14 protein-coding genes, 1 tRNA gene and 2 pseudogenes are annotated in these 18,240 nt (G+C 57.6%); 1 reads left to right on the forward strand and 16 read right to left on the reverse strand.

From position 1 onward, the window contains the following. Positions 1-22: 22 nt before the first annotated feature. The 16 genes and pseudogenes from PKC29_11525 to PKC29_11600 all read right to left on the reverse strand — a co-directional run bounded on the left by PKC29_11525 (position 23) and on the right by PKC29_11600 (position 15,243). On the reverse strand, positions 23-847 hold the full coding sequence (locus PKC29_11525) for a hypothetical protein (protein HML96048.1): 825 nt from the start codon (positions 845-847) through the stop codon (positions 23-25). Between the two features lie 33 nt (positions 848-880). Continuing rightward, positions 881-1,081, reverse strand: coding sequence for a hypothetical protein (locus PKC29_11530; protein ID HML96049.1), 201 nt, complete (start codon positions 1,079-1,081; stop codon positions 881-883). Positions 1,082-1,108: 27 nt separating this feature from the next. Then, positions 1,109-3,046, reverse strand: a complete 1,938-nt coding sequence (locus PKC29_11535; GenBank protein ID HML96050.1) for an alkaline phosphatase family protein — start codon at positions 3,044-3,046, stop codon at positions 1,109-1,111. Positions 3,047-3,134: 88 nt separating this feature from the next. Next, the gene (locus PKC29_11540; GenBank protein HML96051.1) at positions 3,135-5,261 is read right to left on the reverse strand and encodes an alkaline phosphatase family protein; all 2,127 of its coding nucleotides are present in this window, start codon (positions 5,259-5,261) and stop codon (positions 3,135-3,137) included. Positions 5,262-5,342: 81 nt separating this feature from the next. Continuing rightward, the gene (locus PKC29_11545; protein ID HML96052.1) at positions 5,343-7,403 is read right to left on the reverse strand and encodes a sulfatase-like hydrolase/transferase; all 2,061 of its coding nucleotides are present in this window, start codon (positions 7,401-7,403) and stop codon (positions 5,343-5,345) included. A gap of 106 nt (positions 7,404-7,509) precedes the next feature. Beyond that, on the reverse strand, positions 7,510-8,946 hold the full coding sequence (locus PKC29_11550) for an alkaline phosphatase family protein (GenBank protein HML96053.1): 1,437 nt from the start codon (positions 8,944-8,946) through the stop codon (positions 7,510-7,512). Continuing rightward, positions 8,943-10,868, reverse strand: coding sequence for a S8 family serine peptidase (locus tag PKC29_11555; GenBank protein ID HML96054.1), 1,926 nt, complete (start codon positions 10,866-10,868; stop codon positions 8,943-8,945). The genes PKC29_11550 and PKC29_11555 overlap by 4 nt, the downstream gene beginning before the upstream one ends. Before the next feature lie 160 nt (positions 10,869-11,028). Next, positions 11,029-11,586: a putative glycolipid-binding domain-containing protein gene (locus PKC29_11560; GenBank protein ID HML96055.1), complete on the reverse strand. Its 558-nt coding sequence runs from the start codon at positions 11,584-11,586 to the stop codon at positions 11,029-11,031. A gap of 10 nt (positions 11,587-11,596) precedes the next feature. Continuing rightward, positions 11,597-12,154 carry a YdeI/OmpD-associated family protein gene (locus PKC29_11565; protein HML96056.1) on the reverse strand — a complete coding sequence of 186 codons (558 nt, stop codon included), beginning with the start codon at positions 12,152-12,154 and terminating at the stop codon, positions 11,597-11,599. 120 nt (positions 12,155-12,274) lie between these two features. Next, a pseudogene (locus PKC29_11570) lies at positions 12,275-12,454 on the reverse strand (YdeI/OmpD-associated family protein). Positions 12,455-12,530: 76 nt separating this feature from the next. Further along, on the reverse strand, positions 12,531-12,926 hold the full coding sequence (locus PKC29_11575) for a VOC family protein (protein HML96057.1): 396 nt from the start codon (positions 12,924-12,926) through the stop codon (positions 12,531-12,533). 212 nt (positions 12,927-13,138) lie between these two features. Beyond that, a complete protein-coding gene (locus PKC29_11580; GenBank protein HML96058.1) occupies positions 13,139-13,747 on the reverse strand; it encodes a dihydrofolate reductase family protein in 609 nt (202 codons plus the stop codon). 86 nt (positions 13,748-13,833) lie between these two features. Beyond that, on the reverse strand, positions 13,834-14,127 hold the full coding sequence (locus PKC29_11585; protein ID HML96059.1) for a hypothetical protein: 294 nt from the start codon (positions 14,125-14,127) through the stop codon (positions 13,834-13,836). A 226-nt stretch (positions 14,128-14,353) separates the two neighbouring features. Continuing rightward, positions 14,354-14,428, reverse strand: a pseudogene (locus tag PKC29_11590) (transcriptional regulator). Between the two features lie 10 nt (positions 14,429-14,438). Beyond that, a complete protein-coding gene (locus PKC29_11595; protein HML96060.1) occupies positions 14,439-14,936 on the reverse strand; it encodes a DUF2975 domain-containing protein in 498 nt (165 codons plus the stop codon). A 217-nt stretch (positions 14,937-15,153) separates the two neighbouring features. Then, positions 15,154-15,243, reverse strand: a tRNA-Ser gene (locus PKC29_11600). 103 nt (positions 15,244-15,346) lie between these two features. Between PKC29_11600 and PKC29_11605 the strand changes: the two genes are divergently transcribed. After that, a complete protein-coding gene (locus PKC29_11605; protein HML96061.1) occupies positions 15,347-17,866 on the forward strand; it encodes a helicase C-terminal domain-containing protein in 2,520 nt (839 codons plus the stop codon). The last annotated feature ends 374 nt before the right edge of the window (positions 17,867-18,240 follow it).

Below are 18,240 nucleotides of genomic sequence, written 5' to 3' on the forward strand. Positions count from 1 at the left end.
AATTGATTCAGTATCCGTTTTTTTAAATCTCCACCCCGAAAAGCCCCTTCAAGGCGAACCCGAAAACTATAGACAGCACGAACACTATAACGAGCCAGTGAACCCTGAATCCGAGCGCGCTCACCTCCGCCGCCGGATACCCGACGGTAATCTCCTCGACGAGGGGATTCTCCGGGATCGGCCTGTTCCCCGGGTTCATCAATATATTCCACGCGCCGCCGGTATACGCCGCCGGCGAAAGCTGCGCTATCCCGCCGCCGCCGACGACAACCTTCCTCGTAAAGCTCTCCCCGTCCGCGTTAAACGTCAGAGTATGCTCCCCCGGCTCCGCGGCCCTTATCCTCCAGTCTATCCTCTCCTGCTCCGGCACCCTCAGCGCCGGCGTCTCCACTTCTATCCCCGGCCCGGCTTCGAGCGTCACGCTCGACATCACGTCCCCGCCCGGCGCGAGCTTCACCGATACGACGGCCCGCTCCCCGGGCTCAAGGGCCCTGTGCCCGTACCAGCTGTCGAGCTGTATCAGTATCAGCCCGAGCGGTATTATCATGAACAGCATCGGCTTTACGGCGTGCTTTATGTACTTCATATTCTCCCGCAGGATGCTCCTCTGCGCGGAGAGCACCATGCCGACCTCGTCCTTGAAAAGGCTGAGCTCGTACACGTACGCCCTTATCTTTTTCTTCGCCTCCGCTATCGCCGGCTGGTTCGAGGTGTACCTGAATATGACGAGCATCAGGACGCCGATAAGTAGCGAAAAGAACGCCAGCGACCACACGGGGTCAATGCCCCTGAACGGATAAACGAGCATGCCGAAAAGCCCGCTCAACGCGGAATTAACGTATTCCATCTATTCCCTGCCGACCATCCAAACTTACGCCGCCTATTCTATATACCCGAGGCCCTTAAGCCTCCTGGCCACCTTCTCCTCGTCCTCGGGAGTAGCGCCCCCTCCCTTTCTCAGCTCCTTTTCGAGCGTGTGGGCGATGAACTCCTCCACCGACGTATAGCCGGCCTCCTCCGCGTATTTCCTGCACCTTTCCAATAAATCCTTATCCAGCTTAACCTTTGGTCCGCCGAACATATAAAGCCCTCCTCCTGGATTCTCTTCTCATTCCCCAGCCCCCACTTCGAATACATTATTCCCCGTCATCCCCTCCTGCTTCTCTATACCGAACTCTCCCAGGATTGTGGGCGCAAGGTCGCGCAGGGTAGGGTGCTCCGCGGCTATCTTCTTGTTCGACAGGAGTATCCCCGGCACGAGGGCCGCCTCTATTAAATGATCGCCGCTCCACTTCTGCTTATTGTCCCTCAGAATCTCCTTCGGAAAGCTCCCGAGCACGGTCTCCCACGACGCCCGGTACCCGCTGTTGTATCCTATCACGAGGTCGGGCGCATCCTCCAAAAACGGCCCGCTGTAAATATCCTCCGCCCTGTATATCTTCGTTATAACCTGCTTTGCGTTCTTGGGGTCCTTTACGGCAAGGAGCTTTTCCGTTATCTCTTCGAGTATCGCATCCCTCTCCTCCTCCGTGACAACCCCTCCCGCTTCACGTCCCTTCATGTTCAGGTAGAGCCCGTTGAACCCGACGCCGTAGGCGCGCGTCCCCTTCCAGTCGACGTTCTGGAAAAACTCGCTCTCCGTGTCGTCCGTAAGGGTGACGTATCCCTCCCTCGCCAGCCACGTGTTCAGGTTGAACGCCCTGTAAAAGGGCGCGAATCCGTGGTCCGAGAGAACTATCAGGGTAGTGTTTTCGTCCACCACGCCGAGCACTCGCCCGAGCACGGCGTCCATCTCGACGTAGGCGTTTTCTATGACGGCCCGGAGCTTGCCCGCCGACTCGTACGCCGGGTGCTTCGGGTCCATCGTCCGCCAGAACATGTGCGAAAGCTGATCCACCCTCCCAATGTAAAAGAAAAGAAGGCCCGAATGGAATCTCCCGAGCTCCAGCTCCAGCATGTCCGTCTCTTCCCCGAAAACGATATCCGTCTGCTGAAGGAACTCCCCGTCCGCGAGTACGTCCTCCGAAAGGGCCTTCGAATCCTCGGGAATGCCCTGCGTGTAATAGAGCCCGATCTCGTCGGCGACCTCTTCGGAATAATCCTCGGGCGACGATATCGGAAGGGCGGGGGACGACGGGTCTATGTTCACGGGCGTCACGTAGAGCTTGAATCCCGGCCTGATCTCCTTCAGATAGAACCTCACTATCCCGCTCGCGCTCTGGAGATAAGGCACCATCTCGTAATTTATTTTCACCCAATCGCTCCACTCCCCCTCTTTGAGTATTATCTCCTTTCCCTGGACGTCTATCTTCGCCACCGGGCTTTCGGGGTCTATGTATACCACGAAATCCACCTTGCTCTGGGGCGCATCCTTGAGGAAGGTATTCGGAGGCCCCGGGAGCGACGCCGCCACCCTGTTCGCCCTGACCTTTGCCCTGAAAGCCTTCCCCCCGGAGAGCTTCCGGTCGGGGTCTATCTTCTCGTCGGTATAATACGAATATGTCCCGTACGTCCCCTGCATGTCGGGCGTTCCCATCCCCGAGAGCTGCCTCGCCCCGTCCTTCACAGTCGGGAAATTTGCGGGCACCCTGAACACCGTAGCCTTTACGCCGCGCTCCGTAAGATACTCCCAGAAGGCCTTCCCTCGCCTGAGGAGCGACACCTTCCCCGAGGACAGCGGTATAACCCACTTCCCGACTGTAACGGTTTTCTCCGGCGGCTCCGCGCTCGACGTCGAGAGGTACGGGAACATCGTTCCCGGCTCCCTGTGTATGAAATCGAATATTCCGTGCCCTCCCGGGTTCATGCCGGTTATAAAATCCGACCACGCGACAGGGCTCTGCGGGGGCATGCTCGTCCCGAGCTCCTTGAAATTCCCTTCCTCGGCCAGCTTCTCGAAGTTAGGCAGCTTCCCCTCCTGCATCAGCCTCGTCAGTATCTTCGGGTCCATGCCGTCGAAGCCTATCACTATCACCTTCCTCTCCCCCGGCGCGGCCCCCGCTTTCGGGCTGTCCCCGCTCCCGCATCCGAGCGTAGCCGTGAGCATAAACACCGCCGCCGCAATCGCCGCCCGTGCCGCCGTCCTTCCCCGGTAAATTCGTTCGATATAAGTGCGCATAATAATAGTCCGTTCCCTACGCCCTCTGCCTCTCCTTCTCCTCTTCCGGCTCCGCGCCGGCATTGCCGAATAACGGGCTTCCCTTCATGTACGCCGGCACGCCCACTCCGAACATCGTAAGGACGGTCGGCGCTATGTCGTTTAAATGCGGGTTCTGCTTCACGATCCTCCGGTTAGAGAATATCACTCCCGGCACTATCTTCGGATCGACGCAGTGGTCCCCGCTCCAGTGCTTCGTATTGTCCTCGAACACTTCCTCCGTAACCTTCCCCACGGCGCACGTCCACGAGCTCCTGTAGCCCGCGTTGTATCCGATCAATAAATCCGGGGCGTCGTGCTTGTACGGGCCGGTCTGCGACCTCTCGGTGTCTATCACTTCCCTAATAGCCACCTCTCCCCCGTCCCTGATACCGGTGAGCTTCCCCATGATCTCCTGCTTCAGGCCTTCGACATCGCTGCCTTCCTCGACAATGCCCGACGCCTCTCTTCCCTTCCTGTTTATGAATATCCCCGCGAGCCCGAGCGAAAACGCCCGCGTCCTCTCCCAGTCAACGCCGTCGAACCAGTCCCCGCTCACCGATTTGCCGTCCTTGAGCGCGAGGTACCCGTTCCTGTAAAGCCACGTGTTCAGGTTCACGCCCCTCCTGAACTGCGTAAACCCGTGGTCGGATATGACCATCAGCGCGGTCTTCTCGTCCGTCCTTTCGAGCGCCTTCCCTATGAGGCCGTCCATCTTCACGTATAGCTCCTCGACGACGTTCCTGTACTTTTCTACCTCCTTCCCCCTGTTTGCCGGGTGGCTCTCGTCGAGACACCTGAAGAACATGTGCTGCACCCTGTCCGTCGTGTCGAAGACGCACGCGCAAACCCCCTTCGGTGTCTTGTCGAGCGCGGTGAAGAACATCTTCTCCCTCTCCTCGTAAAGTAAATACGCCTGCTCTAAAAACGCATCCTCGTCTATGACGCCCTCGTTGAGCGCCCACGTATCCTCCGCGAGCCCCAGGGTGCCGAACGGCCCGTTCAGCTTCGCGAGGTATATCGAATATATGAAGGGATGCGAAATCGGCAGCGCGGGCTCCTCCGGGTCTATGTTAATCGGCGTCACGTACATATCGAATTCGGGCGCGAGGCTGTTTATGTAGAACCTGCATATACCCTTCACCTTAATCCCGAGCCCTGCCGGGAACGAAACCCTCACCCACGGCGAATACGCCCTCGGCGAAAGCTCTATACTCTGCCCGGATACCTCGATCACCGCTTTCCCGGCCGAGGCGTCGATCTTTATCTTCAGCGGAATCCTGATCTCCCCGCCGTCCTTGACGAGCGAGTTCTCGGGGCCGTGAAGATATGTTTCGACGACGCCGTCCCTTGCCTCGACTCTCCTGCTCACCCCGCCCGTTTCCGCCCCGGCCCTGCCGGCGTTTTCGGTATAATGCGCGAACATCCCCTGCGATCCCATGAGGTCCGGCACGCACATGCCCGAGAGCATGACGCCGTTAAACTTCTCGGGCGGGAACGTTATCGGCACCCTCAATATCGAGCTGAAGATTCCCTTCTCTCCGAGTATCTTCCAGAAGGGTTTTCCTTTCCGGAGGAGCTTCATCTTCGGTCTTTCGAGCGGAATCATGTACTTCCCGATGGGGAGCACTTTCGAAGCCTTCCCTATCTCGGCCGAGGTCAGCATCGGCTGGTACGTGCACGGGTCACGCGTTATGAAGTCGAATATGTTGTGGTGCGAAGGATCGACGCCCGTCATGAACGACGACCATGCCACGGGCGATATGGAAGGATAGGTCGTCCCGAGCGAAGTGAAAGTCCCCGACTCCGCGAGCCTCGCGAAGTTCGGCAGCTTCCCCTCGGTCATGAACTTCCGGGCGAGCCCCGGGTCCATGCCGTCGAGCCCTATTATTATAACCCTCTTCACGCTCCCGCCCTTCGGCCCTCCCTTTCTAAGGAGCGCCCTCACGACGTACCGCATCGGCCAGGAGACGAGATAAAAAAGCGCGAGCGCGAACGTCAGTATCAGTACCAGGAACGACGAAAGGAAGGCGAAGCCCGCGCCCGGCCCTATGTATGCGAAGGCCGGCGACGCCCACGATGAAAATACCGTAACTATGACTGCGAAAAGTAAAACACTCCGCACGCAATACCTCATACGATTTATCCCTGTCGGAATCGCCCCCGCCCTGTGCCCGGAACCGGCTCCAGCGAATCCGCGGCAGGCTCACTGCAAGTAATTAAGAGCCTTGAGCTGCTCCTTCTTTTCGTTGTCGAGATCCACCTTTCCGGCTTCCGAAACCCCGAGATCCTTTCCCGCCTTTCCCGCTTTCTCCCTGTCCTCGGATAAAAGCAATCTCCCCTTGCCCGCGAGCCCGCCGTTCCGGGTCAGCGGCAGACGTTCCTGTTCTCCCGGGTCGGTCTTGAGGTCATAGAGCTCCTCTTGCCCCGAAACCGTGCCGCGTATGAATTTGCTCCCTCCGAATACGACGCTCTCCTTGTCCTCGTAATATAAAACCCCGGTGCTCGTGATAGGAGGCTTCGAGTATGCGGCCGGGCTCTCGTCCAGAAGCGGCGTCAGCGATTCCGCCATCATCGAATCGCTTCCGTACTCTACGCCCACGACGTCCAGCACCGTCGCCGGAATGCTCCTCGTGCTGACCTCCTCTCTCCGCCTCTCGCCCGACTTCATGCCCGGGAGCTTTATGACGAGCGGCACGCCGATTACCTCGTTATAAAGCGAGTGTCCGTGCTCGTAACCGCCGTGGTCCCAGAACTCCTCCCCGTGGTCGCTCGTGAATATAATCAGCGCGTCGTCGTAAATTCCATATTGCTTTAGCGCCGCGATGAAGCGCCCGAGCTCGTGGTCCACGTATCTCACCTCGGCGTCGTAGAGCTCCCTTATCCACTTCCTCTGCGCCTCGCTCGGAGAAAAATGCCCCGACCTCACGTTCCTCGCGCTCTCGAATACGTACCCTATGCCGTCGTCCTTTACGGCGTCCTTCGATATGTACTCCCGGGGCGGGGCATACGGTATGTGCGGGTCGTAATAATGGAGCCAGAGGAAAAAATCCCTGTCCCTGTTCTCCTCTAGCCACTTAACCGAAATATCGGTCAGCTCCTTCGTAGACGTGTAATTCTTGAGGTACCCCGGGAAAGCGATATTCACGACCGTCGCCCCGAACGAATTTATGGCCTTCTGCCGCTTCGGATGATAGTCGTACTCCATAAAACCCTGATCGACGTTATATTCCGGATGGAGGAAAAAGTTGTCGATAATTGCGGCGGTGTGATACCCCGAGTCTCTCAGGCGCTCGGCGAGCGTCGTGAACTCGTCCGGCAGCATGGAGTCGGCCCTGGCCGTTTTGTGCACCGTCACCGGGAGCCCGGTCATGATCGACGAAAAGGACGGCAGCGTCCACGACGACGAAGAATAAGCATTCTCGAACAGCTCCCCGTCCGAGGCAAAGCCGTCTATCGTCGGCGTCTCGACCCTCGCGCTGCCGTAAGCCGAAAGCGCGTCCTTCCTCAGTGTGTCTACGGTTATCAGTATCACGTGGCTTACGTCGTGGTCCGCCGTCTCTTCCGCCCGAGAGACGTCGGCCTCGTACGATTCCCTGGTCAGGAGAAAGGTTACGGGCGAAACGAGCAGCGCACAGATAGTGAGCATGACGAGCGGGAATGTCGGGCTGATTCCGCTTTTCGAGAGTCTCACGAACACGGCCAGCGTTAAAAACAGGACGATGAAAAACCCGAGCGACAGCTCGTATCCCGTGTACCTCCCGAACTTCGCGAGCCATACGGACACCATTATCTCGATTGAAAGCACGGGCAGGAACAGGCTCAAAAAAGACCCGATAGCGGCGCCCTGCCTCAGCTTGTCTATCCTGGCGGCGACGAGATAGGTAAGCGCCGCGATTGCCGCCGACACGGCGAGAAACGCGGCGAGCTCCCACGCATAGCTCCTCCCCCACGTGTTGAAAAGGTCGTAGTTAAGCGATACGAGGAGCATCGTAACCCCGATGAAGACCCCGAGGGATACGGCGGCCGGAACGCTCCCGAGTCCGAAGCGCCTCGAAACCGGTCTCCCAACGGCAAGCCACAGAACGGCGAACGCAACGAGAAAGACCCCGGCGCTTACGGCTATTGTAAGAAGCGCCGATCTGAACAACGGAAACTGGAGGTATGTTTTTACGATTCCGATGGATACGTCGAGAATCGAAAATATTATGGCGAGCGAAAGCGCCGCTATGGGCACCCTTTTATCTGAACGAGCGGCTTGTTCCATGCTTTGCTGATATACGGCCCTGTTGAAATACAGCTTCCCGTACGGCCGGAGCCGTTCTCATCGATTCTGAGCTTGCCCGGAAAGTTCTCCCTGGATATTTTAACTATTATAACCAATTCCCTATCTTCTTTAACAGGTTTTTTATGCCGCCCCCGGGTGCCGCCGTAAGGCTCTTTCCGGCTATGTTCTCCGGCGGATCCATTCCGAACAGGTTCAGCACGGTCGGCGCAACGTCGTATATGCTCATGCCATCCCTCGGGCCGGGCGCTATCCGCCCCTCCCTGCACCCCGCGTCGTTCAGGACGAACACCCCGTGCCAGTCGTGGTTCGCATCGTCAGAGCCCGTATCGTTCTCGAACGTGTGGATGTTCCCCGTCCCGACGCTCCCGGCCGACCGCCACGCGAGGTCCCCGAAATACACGATAAGGTCCGGCGGGATTCCGTTCGTTTCCATGTACACGTCCCCCGGCTTTATAGCCTTCGAGCCGAGGTTCTTCCCGTCGGGGTCCGTTATCGCCTCTATCTTCGAGATCAGCTCGTCCCTTAATTTCTCGTAGTCCGCCGGGTCCACGGTCCCCCGGGGCTCCCTTCCGCGAACGTTAATAAAAAGCCGCCCGTAATATCCGCCGTCCCCCCACGCCTTCGTCCGGTCCCAGTCTATCTCCACGTCGGCTATCTTAGTCTGCGTCTTCGGATATTCCTTTAGGACGAGATACCCCTCCTTTATGAGCCACTCGTTGAAACACACCGCGCCGTCCATCTTGCAAGCGCCGTGGTCCGACACGAGTATCACCGCCGTCCCTTCCGGGACGAGCGACAGTATCTCGCCTATTTCCCTGTCGCAGTATTTGTAATATTCCTTTATCGAATCCTCGAACGGGTTTCCGGGCACGTACCTCCTGTGCGCCGGGTCGATAAAGCTCCAGAAGCCGTGATGTATCCTGTCGGTCCCCATCTCGACCATCATGAAGAAGTCCCACGGCTTCGTCTTGAGAAGGTGCTTCGCCACCTTAAAATGCTTTTCGGTCTTCTCGTATATACGCCCGAGGAGGGCCTCCTTGTCGTCGGTCCTGAAGTCCTCGACGTCGAGCACGTACCCCCCCGACACCTCCTCAACTTCATCCTTGAGCGGCACGGGATACGTGTAATTGCTTTCGGTAGACGGGGCGAGGAACCCGCTCACGACGCACCCGTTCACGGGCTTCGGCGGATAGGTCTGCGGCACGCCGAGGAGAATCACCTTCTTCCCCGCGCGGGACAAGATGTCCCACACGCGGCCGCACTTCACCGAATTCGCATTGGCTATGCCGTACGCCCCGTACGAATAATCGGTCCTGTTCCGAAAGCCGTAATACCCGAGCTGCCCCGGGTCCTTCCCGCTCATCATCACCGCCCACGCCGGGACGGTTATCGGCGGATGACAGGAAAGAAGGGGCCCGTAGGCCCCTCCCTCTATGAGTCTTTTTATGTTGGGAAGCTCGTCCTTCCACCCGAATACGAATTCCGGGTCGGCGCAGTCGAGCCCTATGACGAGAAGCTTCATCTGCTCCTTCTTCTCCCGAGCGCTCCGAGTCCCAGGAGCGCGGCCGGGGCGAACATTATCAGCATGTTCACGGCGTTCCCGGCGAGGCCTGCCGCCGCACCCGGTATGGAGCATCCGCCGCCGCCCCCGCCGTTACCCGGAGGATTCGTGGGCTCGGGAGTAGACGTCGGGACAGGCGTGGGAGACGGCGTCGGTGATTCGCCCACGGCCTCTTCCACCGCCGTAAACGCGTTAATGGCTCCGTATCCCGTCTCGTAATTAAATCCGGTCCCGTCGGTAGTGGTTATAAGAATTTCCCTCACCTGCTCCGGCGGCGCACCGGGCCCACCGAGCGCTTCCAGCACCAGCGCGGCCACGCCCGCGGCGTGCGGCGCGGCTGCCGAGGTCCCGGCGAACGGGCTGAACCCGGGCACGGTGGTCGAAACCCTGTTGGGCGCCGTCAGCGTCGGCGTATCCCTTTCTTCCAGGACGGGCGCCAGCCTTTCCGAGCCGAGGCCGCTGAGCGCCGTCGTATCGACGGGCCCGAAATATATGGTCGACGGGCCGCGCGAGCTGAAGAAGTCGAGCTCGCCTTCCAGGTCCGTCGCCCCGACCGCTATGACCAGCGGATTCGCCGCGTGCCCGTAAACGCTGTCGGCAGAAACGTTATACTCCGTCGGCGTCCCGCTGACGTTGACCAGTATTTCGAGGTCCTGCGCCTCTCCGCTCGCTTTATCTATTACGACTTCGAAAGACCCGGGCTCGTCGCCTATGTTCTGAACCTGCGCCACTTCGACAGGGATATCCGCTCCGACGCTGACCCCTGTGTCTATTATGTCGAGGGTTTCCGAATCGAGCAGGTAAAGGTCGTAGTCGTCGGTAACGGATCCGTAGGGGTTACTCCAGTGGAGTATTATGACCGACCTCTGTCCGGCCCCGAGCTGAAACGTCATGCCGCCGTCGCTCTCCTCGCCGGCCCTCGCGCCGAAGTCGTGAAGGTTATTCCCCGGGTCCTCGGGGTCTATGTCGAGATACACCGCCTGGTAGTGCCTGTGGGCGTCGTTCCCCGCCGCCGAAATGAATACTATGCCGTCCTCCACGGCCTCACCGGCCCTCGTGGCCACGGAGCCGTCCTGGAACGTGGGCTCCGTCAGGAACCCTATGTCGTCTATGATCACGTCTACGCCGTTCGCTGTGAAGTAATCAATGGCCTGTATGAATTGAAGAGAGCTGAGCCCCGAATAAAATGCAAGGCCCGCCCCCGGCGCAACGTCGTGGACGATTTCCAGTATGGCCGTTCCCTCGTCGCCTTCTCCAGGGTTGCCGATGAGTACGGTGTCCGGCAGGTCTCCCGTAGACTGCGATACGGCGAGGCTGTCTACGCCGTCCGATATTACTCCGACGAGGACGCCCGAGCCGTCCACACCGAATACCTCCCTCGCCTCGTCCGCATGCATTAATGCGTCACCCTCGCTCGTGACGGAGCCCGCCCTCGTGTGGCCGTAAACCGGCTCCGTTATCTTGTCCACGAAGCCGAGCGCCGCGGCCCTTTCGAGATTCCCCGGCGGGAGCCATCCCTGGGCTATCCCGAGCTTCTCGTTCACGATCTCCGCGTCGAACCCGAGGCTGTAGAGGTCCTTGAGGCCGGACTCGCCGATCTCGCTGAAATACACGTAAACCTCCACCTTCCCCTCGCCGTTCACCTTGACGAGGCTCGAAAGCAGGTCCTCTCCCTCGCTGAGCTGCCTTGCCGAAACCGTTCCCTCCCCGAGCCTCTCCGCGGTAGCCCTGAGCAGCGGGCTTATCCTGGAGTCCTTGCCCGCGGCCTCTTTCCCTATGCCCGTTCCCCTTAGCGTCTGCTCCGCCCACGATTCGAAGGTGGCCGCCGGAAGGGCGGCCGAAATTATTGCGAAAGCGAATATGAATACTGCTTTCCTCATCATTCACCTCTCAATTATTATTTTCTATAAATACTACGTCAGATAGGAATCCGTCTCTACTGATTTTTGCCGTTCGTAATTTCTGCGTTCCGGGCCCGGGCGGATTATACAAATATTCTACCCCCATTTTCACTATCCATACGGAATACCTGCGGAGGCCCAGTCATCTCACCCTCCTGAACAGCCCCGGATACGATACCACGAGGCCGTCGCCGTCTACCTCTACGTCACATTTAAAATCAGAGTCAAGCGACTCGAAACGGTAAAGCTTGAACGGCTCGATGCAGGTGTAACGCTGGGGGTCCGAAGTGACGGACATATCGGGAAGGGTTATGTATGCGGCGGTTATGTCGGCCGATTGGCCCGCGCCGAGGCCGAGCCGCCTTATAGGAATCATATTCGTAAATGGTGTGGGGAAAATATCGACGTCTATAGCGCCTTTTAAACCGGAGAGCTTTACGGAGCCGTCATGCCACGTGCCGTCGCCGTCTCTCCTGAGATGTATGCCCCGCCCCTCCCCGACAAGGTCAACGCTCACACTCCTCACACGCCAGCCCGCGTCGCATTCGATCCTGTAACGCGCGGCGAACGGGCGTCCCCCGCCGTCCGACGAAATAATAAGCGACTCCGCGGTTATGTTCTCGCCGCTCTCCCCGAGCGTCAGGTACTCCCTGCTCTCCCCGTTCCAGCCCTTCCAGATAGCGGTGATACTTTTTCTCACCCGGCCCCCCTCAGCCGTGAAGCTTCTCTCCCCTCTTCATCATCCCCAGGATCGCCTTCATCCGCCTCTCCCGCGTCTCCGGCTTTTTCGCGGTCTGAAGCCGCCACGCAATGGCATACCTGTTCACCTTGTTCAGCGTCCTGAAAAACGCCTCGGCCTTAGCGTCCCTCGACAGCTCCTTCAGAAAGTCCTCGGGTATAGTCATATTGGCGGGAGAATCATAGGCCCCGTCCCACCTGCCGTCCCTCTTCGCCTCGTCCACTTTGCGAAGCCCCGGGGGCCGCATCCTTCCCTCCCGGGTGAGTCTTTCGACGATTCCCCTGTTCCTCTTGGACCATGTGCTCCTCTTCCCGCGGGGCGTGTGCTTTACGATCCAGTATTTATCGTCTAGCTTGTCCGCCTGCCCGTCTATCCAGCCGTAGCAGAGCGCGGCTTCGAGCGCCTCATCCCTGCTCACGGACGATGCCCCGCTCCCCTTCTTGGCGAATTTAATCCATATCCCGGGCGAGCTTTCGTGGTTCTCCTCGAGCCATCCCTCCCATTTTTCGAGGGATTCGAAGAGCAATATTTCTCTTTCCCTGCCGGCCCTCGCCGCGGCGCGCGCGGACCTCGATACCGCTGCCTTTTCCTCCTTCTTCCTCCGCACCGGCTTCCACGCCATGTTCATGTAGACGTCCCCGCGCCCGAGCTCGTCCAGCATCCGGGAGAGCCTCTTCCGCCGGGTCTCCTCGCGCTTGGCCGACTCTATCCACCGTATATAATCGTTTCTCTGGTATGGAGGACGGCTGTCGTAAGCGTCCTTAAGTCCGCTCTCCGAAAGGGCGTCCCTTACATACGCCGGCACAGGATGTTTCGGACGTTTAGGCATCCCTTAATTATGCGTCGTTATATTTCATTCAGGGCCTTTCACCAGGCGACTGGGCGCTCAGGTGGAAGAGACCATGCTAACCCTTCTTCATATTTTCCCAGAGGCCCATGACGTTCCCCTCGGAATCCTTGAAATAAGCGTAGTAGCCCATGTCGGGCACCTCGCCCTTTTCTCCGACCATCTTCCCGCCCCCGGCCTCTATCTTCTTTACGGCCTCGTCGATGGAATCGACATTGATTGTAATCACCGGCGAGGGCGTCTCCGCGCTCCTCTTCGCGAACCCGCCGTTTATGGCGCCGGGCTCCTTGGGCATGTACGTTTCCTCGTCCACGTCCACGGTCCTTATGCCCGTGTACACAATGCCGCCAGGCATCTCCCAATCCATTATGGACCATCCGAATACGGAGCTGTAAAAGTCCTTGGCCCTCTCAAGGTCGTCGAAAGAAATCTCGAAATGAACTACTTTATCCATTATGATTCACCCCGCTATGCGTAGATTTTTCTATTTATTACACGCAGTCACGACTCGGAAACTCTATAAGCTCGATACGGTGACAACTTTCATGATTACGAGTATATCACGTATGATGCAGGGCTATGGTTAAAGTTTCGTAAAGGCGGATTTGCGAATCCGGGATCGAGTCCGATAGCGGTAAGGCGGCCAGTGGAATGCGTGCAGGAGGGTCAGAACGATCCCGTCTCGACCTCACCTGCCCGCACAAAGTTGGCGATAATGACTCCTTTCGGCGAAACCTTGCCATCGGTAAGCTTAAAAGCCGCCGGGATCGCGCCCTCGGCGAACAGGCGTTTGCCCGCGCCGAGCGTGATAGGGAAAATTTTGAGCCGGAGCTCGTCTACCAGGTTGTTTTTCAATAACGTCTGCATGAAGTCGCCGCTGCCGTACACCTGCAGGTCCGGGCCGTCTTCTGCCTTGAGCTTTTTAATTTCCTCTGCTATATCTCCCTGAAGAAGTACGGAGTTATTCCAATCGAGCTTGATCGGCGAACGCGCCGCTACGTATTTTCTCGCCTTGTTGAACTCGCGGGCAAACGGACTCGCGCTCTCATCCTGATGCGGCCAGTAACCGGCAAATATGTCGTAGGTCTTCCTGCCGAGAAGGAGGTCAAAGGGATGGCCGATTTGCTCGACCACGACCTTGCCCAGGACTTCATCGGAATATGGAACAGTCCAGCCGCCGAATTCGAAACCTCCGGAGGTATCTTCCTCGGGGCCGCCGGGCGCCTGCATGACGCCGTCGAGCGTTATGAACGATAAAGCTATAATTTTTCTCATAGTCATGGATCAGCAAATCTTTCCGCGTTTTCTCCGGCGCGAAGTGCTTTACTGCGACGGTTCCGGAAACTGCTTTTTCGAGAGTGTCAGCAAACGCCGCCGCAGAGTAATTTTTCCAGTAATCTTTCGCCTGCGTTAGCGACCATTCCCGCCCAGATAATGAGAAGCACCACCACGATGGCGGCGATAGCAAAAACTCGATGTGCCGGGCTGGCAAGCTTTCTCGCCGCGAAATCGATGGCGAGACCGGTACCGAACGGGAGAGCTCCCATGACAATGAAGTCGCCCGGTTTCCAGTACCAGCCCTCTCCTTCAACACCCCCGTTAAGTATATTCAGTAGCGTCAACACTAACGGTACGAGCAGTATAAGTCCTACCACTACTGCTATGCGTATAATTTATGCGTATAATTCTCTTTCGCATAATGTCGCTATATGAATTCTTCTAGTGACAACTTTCGTGATCACGAGTATATCACGTATGATGCAGGGCTATGGTTAAAGTTTCGTAATACGGATCTGCGATCAGGAACGCGCCGCCCGGGCGGGATCGGCGGCAAAACGGAGTTCGTGGCCGGGCTGTTCCGGGAGTCCCGGCTCAGCTATCGACCTTCCCGGCAAGCCCGGTGACGCTCATTTTTCTTTCCACCAGCATGACGTCGATGTTAATGATGATTGCCATGTCGATTTGGTTATACCGTTAAGTCGTTCCCGGATTTTATATCAACGGCACTTTGTAAGGTCTTTTCAAATACGGCCGCTGCGGTGGCGACTACGATAGAAATAAAAGTGGCCACAATGGACACGGCGATAAAACCCGCCGGATCGTCGTCTTGCACCCCTTCCGCACGTAAAGCAAAAGATATTCTTATGTATATTGCTGCTATCACAATTAAGACACCCAGTACGATTGCGCAATATTTTATATTCCTTAAAGCCTTCACAGAATTAAATAAGAATGCTTTATCCTGCCCGATATATCCGAGCAATTTGAACGCCTGATACAGGGCGACAAAAAATGCAATAGATGCTAGATATCCATAGATTATGAACGGGTCAGCGTAAATACTAAACAGGTCCAGGTTTGCAGCCCTCCCTTCAGTCAAAGGAAACCGGATCATGACGGCCAGTGCCACTATGCCGACGAGTACAACGACGACCTGAAGAAATATTGTTGAGATTTTTTTCATAGGTGATTTTTGGTTAGTAATAAATACAGCTTAATCTGGTGCTTATCGTTTGCCAATATGTTTTTTTGTCGTTTTCAGCTGCCATACTTTCAGTATCATACCGGCAAAAATTATGATTCTTTTAATTCAGAAATGAGAAACCCGATTTTGGTTTTACCTGAATTCAAAATAGTTTGATTGGTTATTGGGCCAAACGATTGGGAAGCTGTTTCCTGACTGGCGGAGGGGGTGGGATTTGAACCCACGAGAGCCTTACGACTCTACTGGTTTTCGAGACCAGCGCCTTCGTCCACTCGGCCACCCCTCCGTGGTGCGGAACAGATAAACTACCAAAATTGACAAGGTTACGCAATAAGCCCCTCTTCCGCACCCTTCTGTCAAAGCCCCGCGAATGATGTAGACTTTTCCCCGTGCCGCGTGAGCTCATTTCCGAAAAAGCGAGAAACGCCATAAGATCGGGCATAGAAGAGGCCTCGGGGAACGAGGTCTTTTTCGTCGGCCGTATAGAAAACGGCGGCTCGGTCGGGTGCGTCGAAATCATAGCGCGCGGGAACGAGTACTCCGTCCCCGCAGTGCTCGATTCCGCCGGCCCCGGCGACGTCGTCATACACAACCACCCCTCCGGCAACCTCACTCCCTCCGACCAGGACGTAAAGCTCGCCTCCGTCTTCGGCAACGACGGCGTCGGGTTCTACATCGTCAACAACGCGGCGACCCACGTCTACGTCGTCGTCGAGCCCTGCTTCGAAAAGGAGATAGAGCCCCTCGACATAGAGGACGTAACGGGCTCCCTTCTCCCCGGCGGCAGCGTCGCCGAGGTCATGGGCGAGAGGTACGAGCTCCGGGACGAGCAGCTCCGCATGGTCGAGGCCGTCGCCCGCGCGTTCAACGACGACGCGCTATCCCTCATAGAAGCCGGAACCGGCACGGGGAAAACACTTTCCTACCTCATCCCGTCGGCCCTTTGGGCCATGCGGAACGGCGAAAGGGTGGTCATATCCACGAACACGATAAACCTCCAGGAGCAGCTCATAGACAAGGACATCCCCCTCGTCCACAAGGCCTTCGGCGAGGCGTTTAACTACTCCCTCGTAAAGGGTATGGGGAACTACCTCTGCCTCCTCCGCGCCGAAACGGTCCAGGAAGGGCTCTTCGAGATGGCCGACGAGGACGAGGCTGGCGCCCTAACGAGCATACTCGAATGGGCCCGCGTCACGGACGACGGCTCCCTTTCCGACCTCAGCTTCACGCCCCCCGACGAGGTCTGGGACAAGGTCTCCGCCGAGAGCGACAGCTGCCTCAGGGTAAGGTGTCCGTACTATTCCCGCTGCTTCTTCTACAAGTCCCGCCGCGAAATCGCCGCCTCTCAGCTCCTCGTCGTGAACCACCACCTCCTCTTCTCCGACCTCGCCATAAAGAGCGCCTCCGAAAAGAGCGACGCCGGAATACTCCCTCCCTATAAACGCGTCATATTCGACGAGGGGCACCACATAGCCGACGCCGCCACGTCCCACTTCGGCATGCGGGCGACCAGGTTCGGGATCATAAGGGTCCTAAGGCGTCTCAGGAGAAAAACGAAATCGGGCGAATCGAAGGGGCTCATATCCTACGCCGCCGTCCTCGCCTCGCAGCTCACCGAGAACATCCGGAAGGGCTCGATAGGCGACGCGCTGAAGAGGGTCGAAAAGAACCTCTCCCCGCGCGTAGACGACGCCGAGGAAAACGTCCGCGACTCCTTCGACGCCCTCTTTCACTTCACGCTCGCGCTCACCAAAGAACGCGACCCGGCGGCCGAGGAAGTCAGCCTGCGCGTAACCGGGGACACTTTTTCGCGCGAGGGATGGAAGGAAGTAGACGGCAGGTTCTCCATGCTCAGGATAAGGCTGAAGGAGCTCGCCGACGAGATAAAATATTTCACCGATTTTCTACTGGATTACGAGTCCGACGCCGACGTCGCAAAGCTCCTGGTCGAGTTCAGGGGCGTCGGGAACAAGCTCGACTACTACGCCGACGTCGTCGAAACCTTCCTCTCGCAGGAAGACGACGGCAACGTGAGATGGGCCGAAGGAAGGGAGGGCAGGGGGACCATAATCTCCGGCCTCGGCCTCTCCCCGCTCGACATCTCCCAGCCGCTTAAAGAACGGCTCTACACCAAGTGCGGCACGGTCGTAATGACGTCGGCCACGATGGCCGTCAAGAAGAGCTTTCATTTCATAAAGTCCGGCCTCGGCCTCGAGGACGACGACAGGGTGTCCGAAAGAATCCTCTACTCGCCGTTTAATTACCGCGAGCAGCTCCTCCTCGCCGTCCCCCACGACCTCCCCGAGCCCGGGACGAGGGAATACCCCGAGGCCATCTGTCCGGTGATACTCGGGGCGGTGAAGGCGGCCGGCGGGAACGCGCTCATACTCTTCACGTCCTACAGCCTCCTCGACAGTGTTTACAGAAAGATCTCGGGCGAGCTCGAGCTCTCCGGCATCCCCGCCCTGAAGCAGGGTGCGCTCCCGCGGGGACGTCTCCTCGAAAGGTTCAGGCGCGAGGCAGGGTCCGTCCTCTTCGCCACCGACAGCTTCTGGGAGGGCGTCGACGTCCCGGGCGAAGCGCTCAGCCTCGTTATTATATCGAGGCTCCCGTTCAGGGTGCCGACCGAGCCGATAGTCGAGGCCCGGGTCGAGCACATGGAGCAGCAGGGCATAAACTCGTTTACGGAATACAGCGTCCCGGTGGCGGTCCTGAAGTTCAAGCAGGGATTCGGCAGGCTCATTAGAACGAAAACGGACAGGGGCGCCGTACTCGTTCTCGACAGGAGGATTATAAGTAAATTCTACGGCAGGTATTTCCTGGATTCCCTTCCCCCGAGCGGGCGCATAACCGCGGGGTCGAAGGACATAATCTCGAGTCTCAGCGAGTTTTTTGCAGAAAAATACTGAGTCAGCCGCACAAAACCCCCGAAACTTAAGTCTTTCAGATATTCAGCTTTATCAAATCATATTCATCGTCGAGGCGTTGTTTTCCGGGTCGACCGATCCCGAACAGTGCATAACCCCCGGGGTTATAAGCACTACCGCAAGACTTATGAATATCAGGGATACTTTAATTCTTCTCGATAATTTTTGTATCAGCTTCAATGTCTGACTCCTCCTTGCAGTAACTTTGTAATATCGAACTATTTGCTCACAGGTTGAACAGCTATTGTTTTAGTTGCGCCCTGAACGTTCGTTGCAGTATCTATTCCACCCTCACACTGACAACCGTATACGAATGACAGGCCCAGCACGCACAGGAGCGTCAGAAACAATCCTTT

It is taken from the genome of Thermodesulfobacteriota bacterium (assembly GCA_035325995.1).
In the GTDB taxonomy this organism is placed as follows: Bacteria; Desulfobacterota_D; UBA1144; order Nemesobacterales; family UBA2774; genus JADLGH01.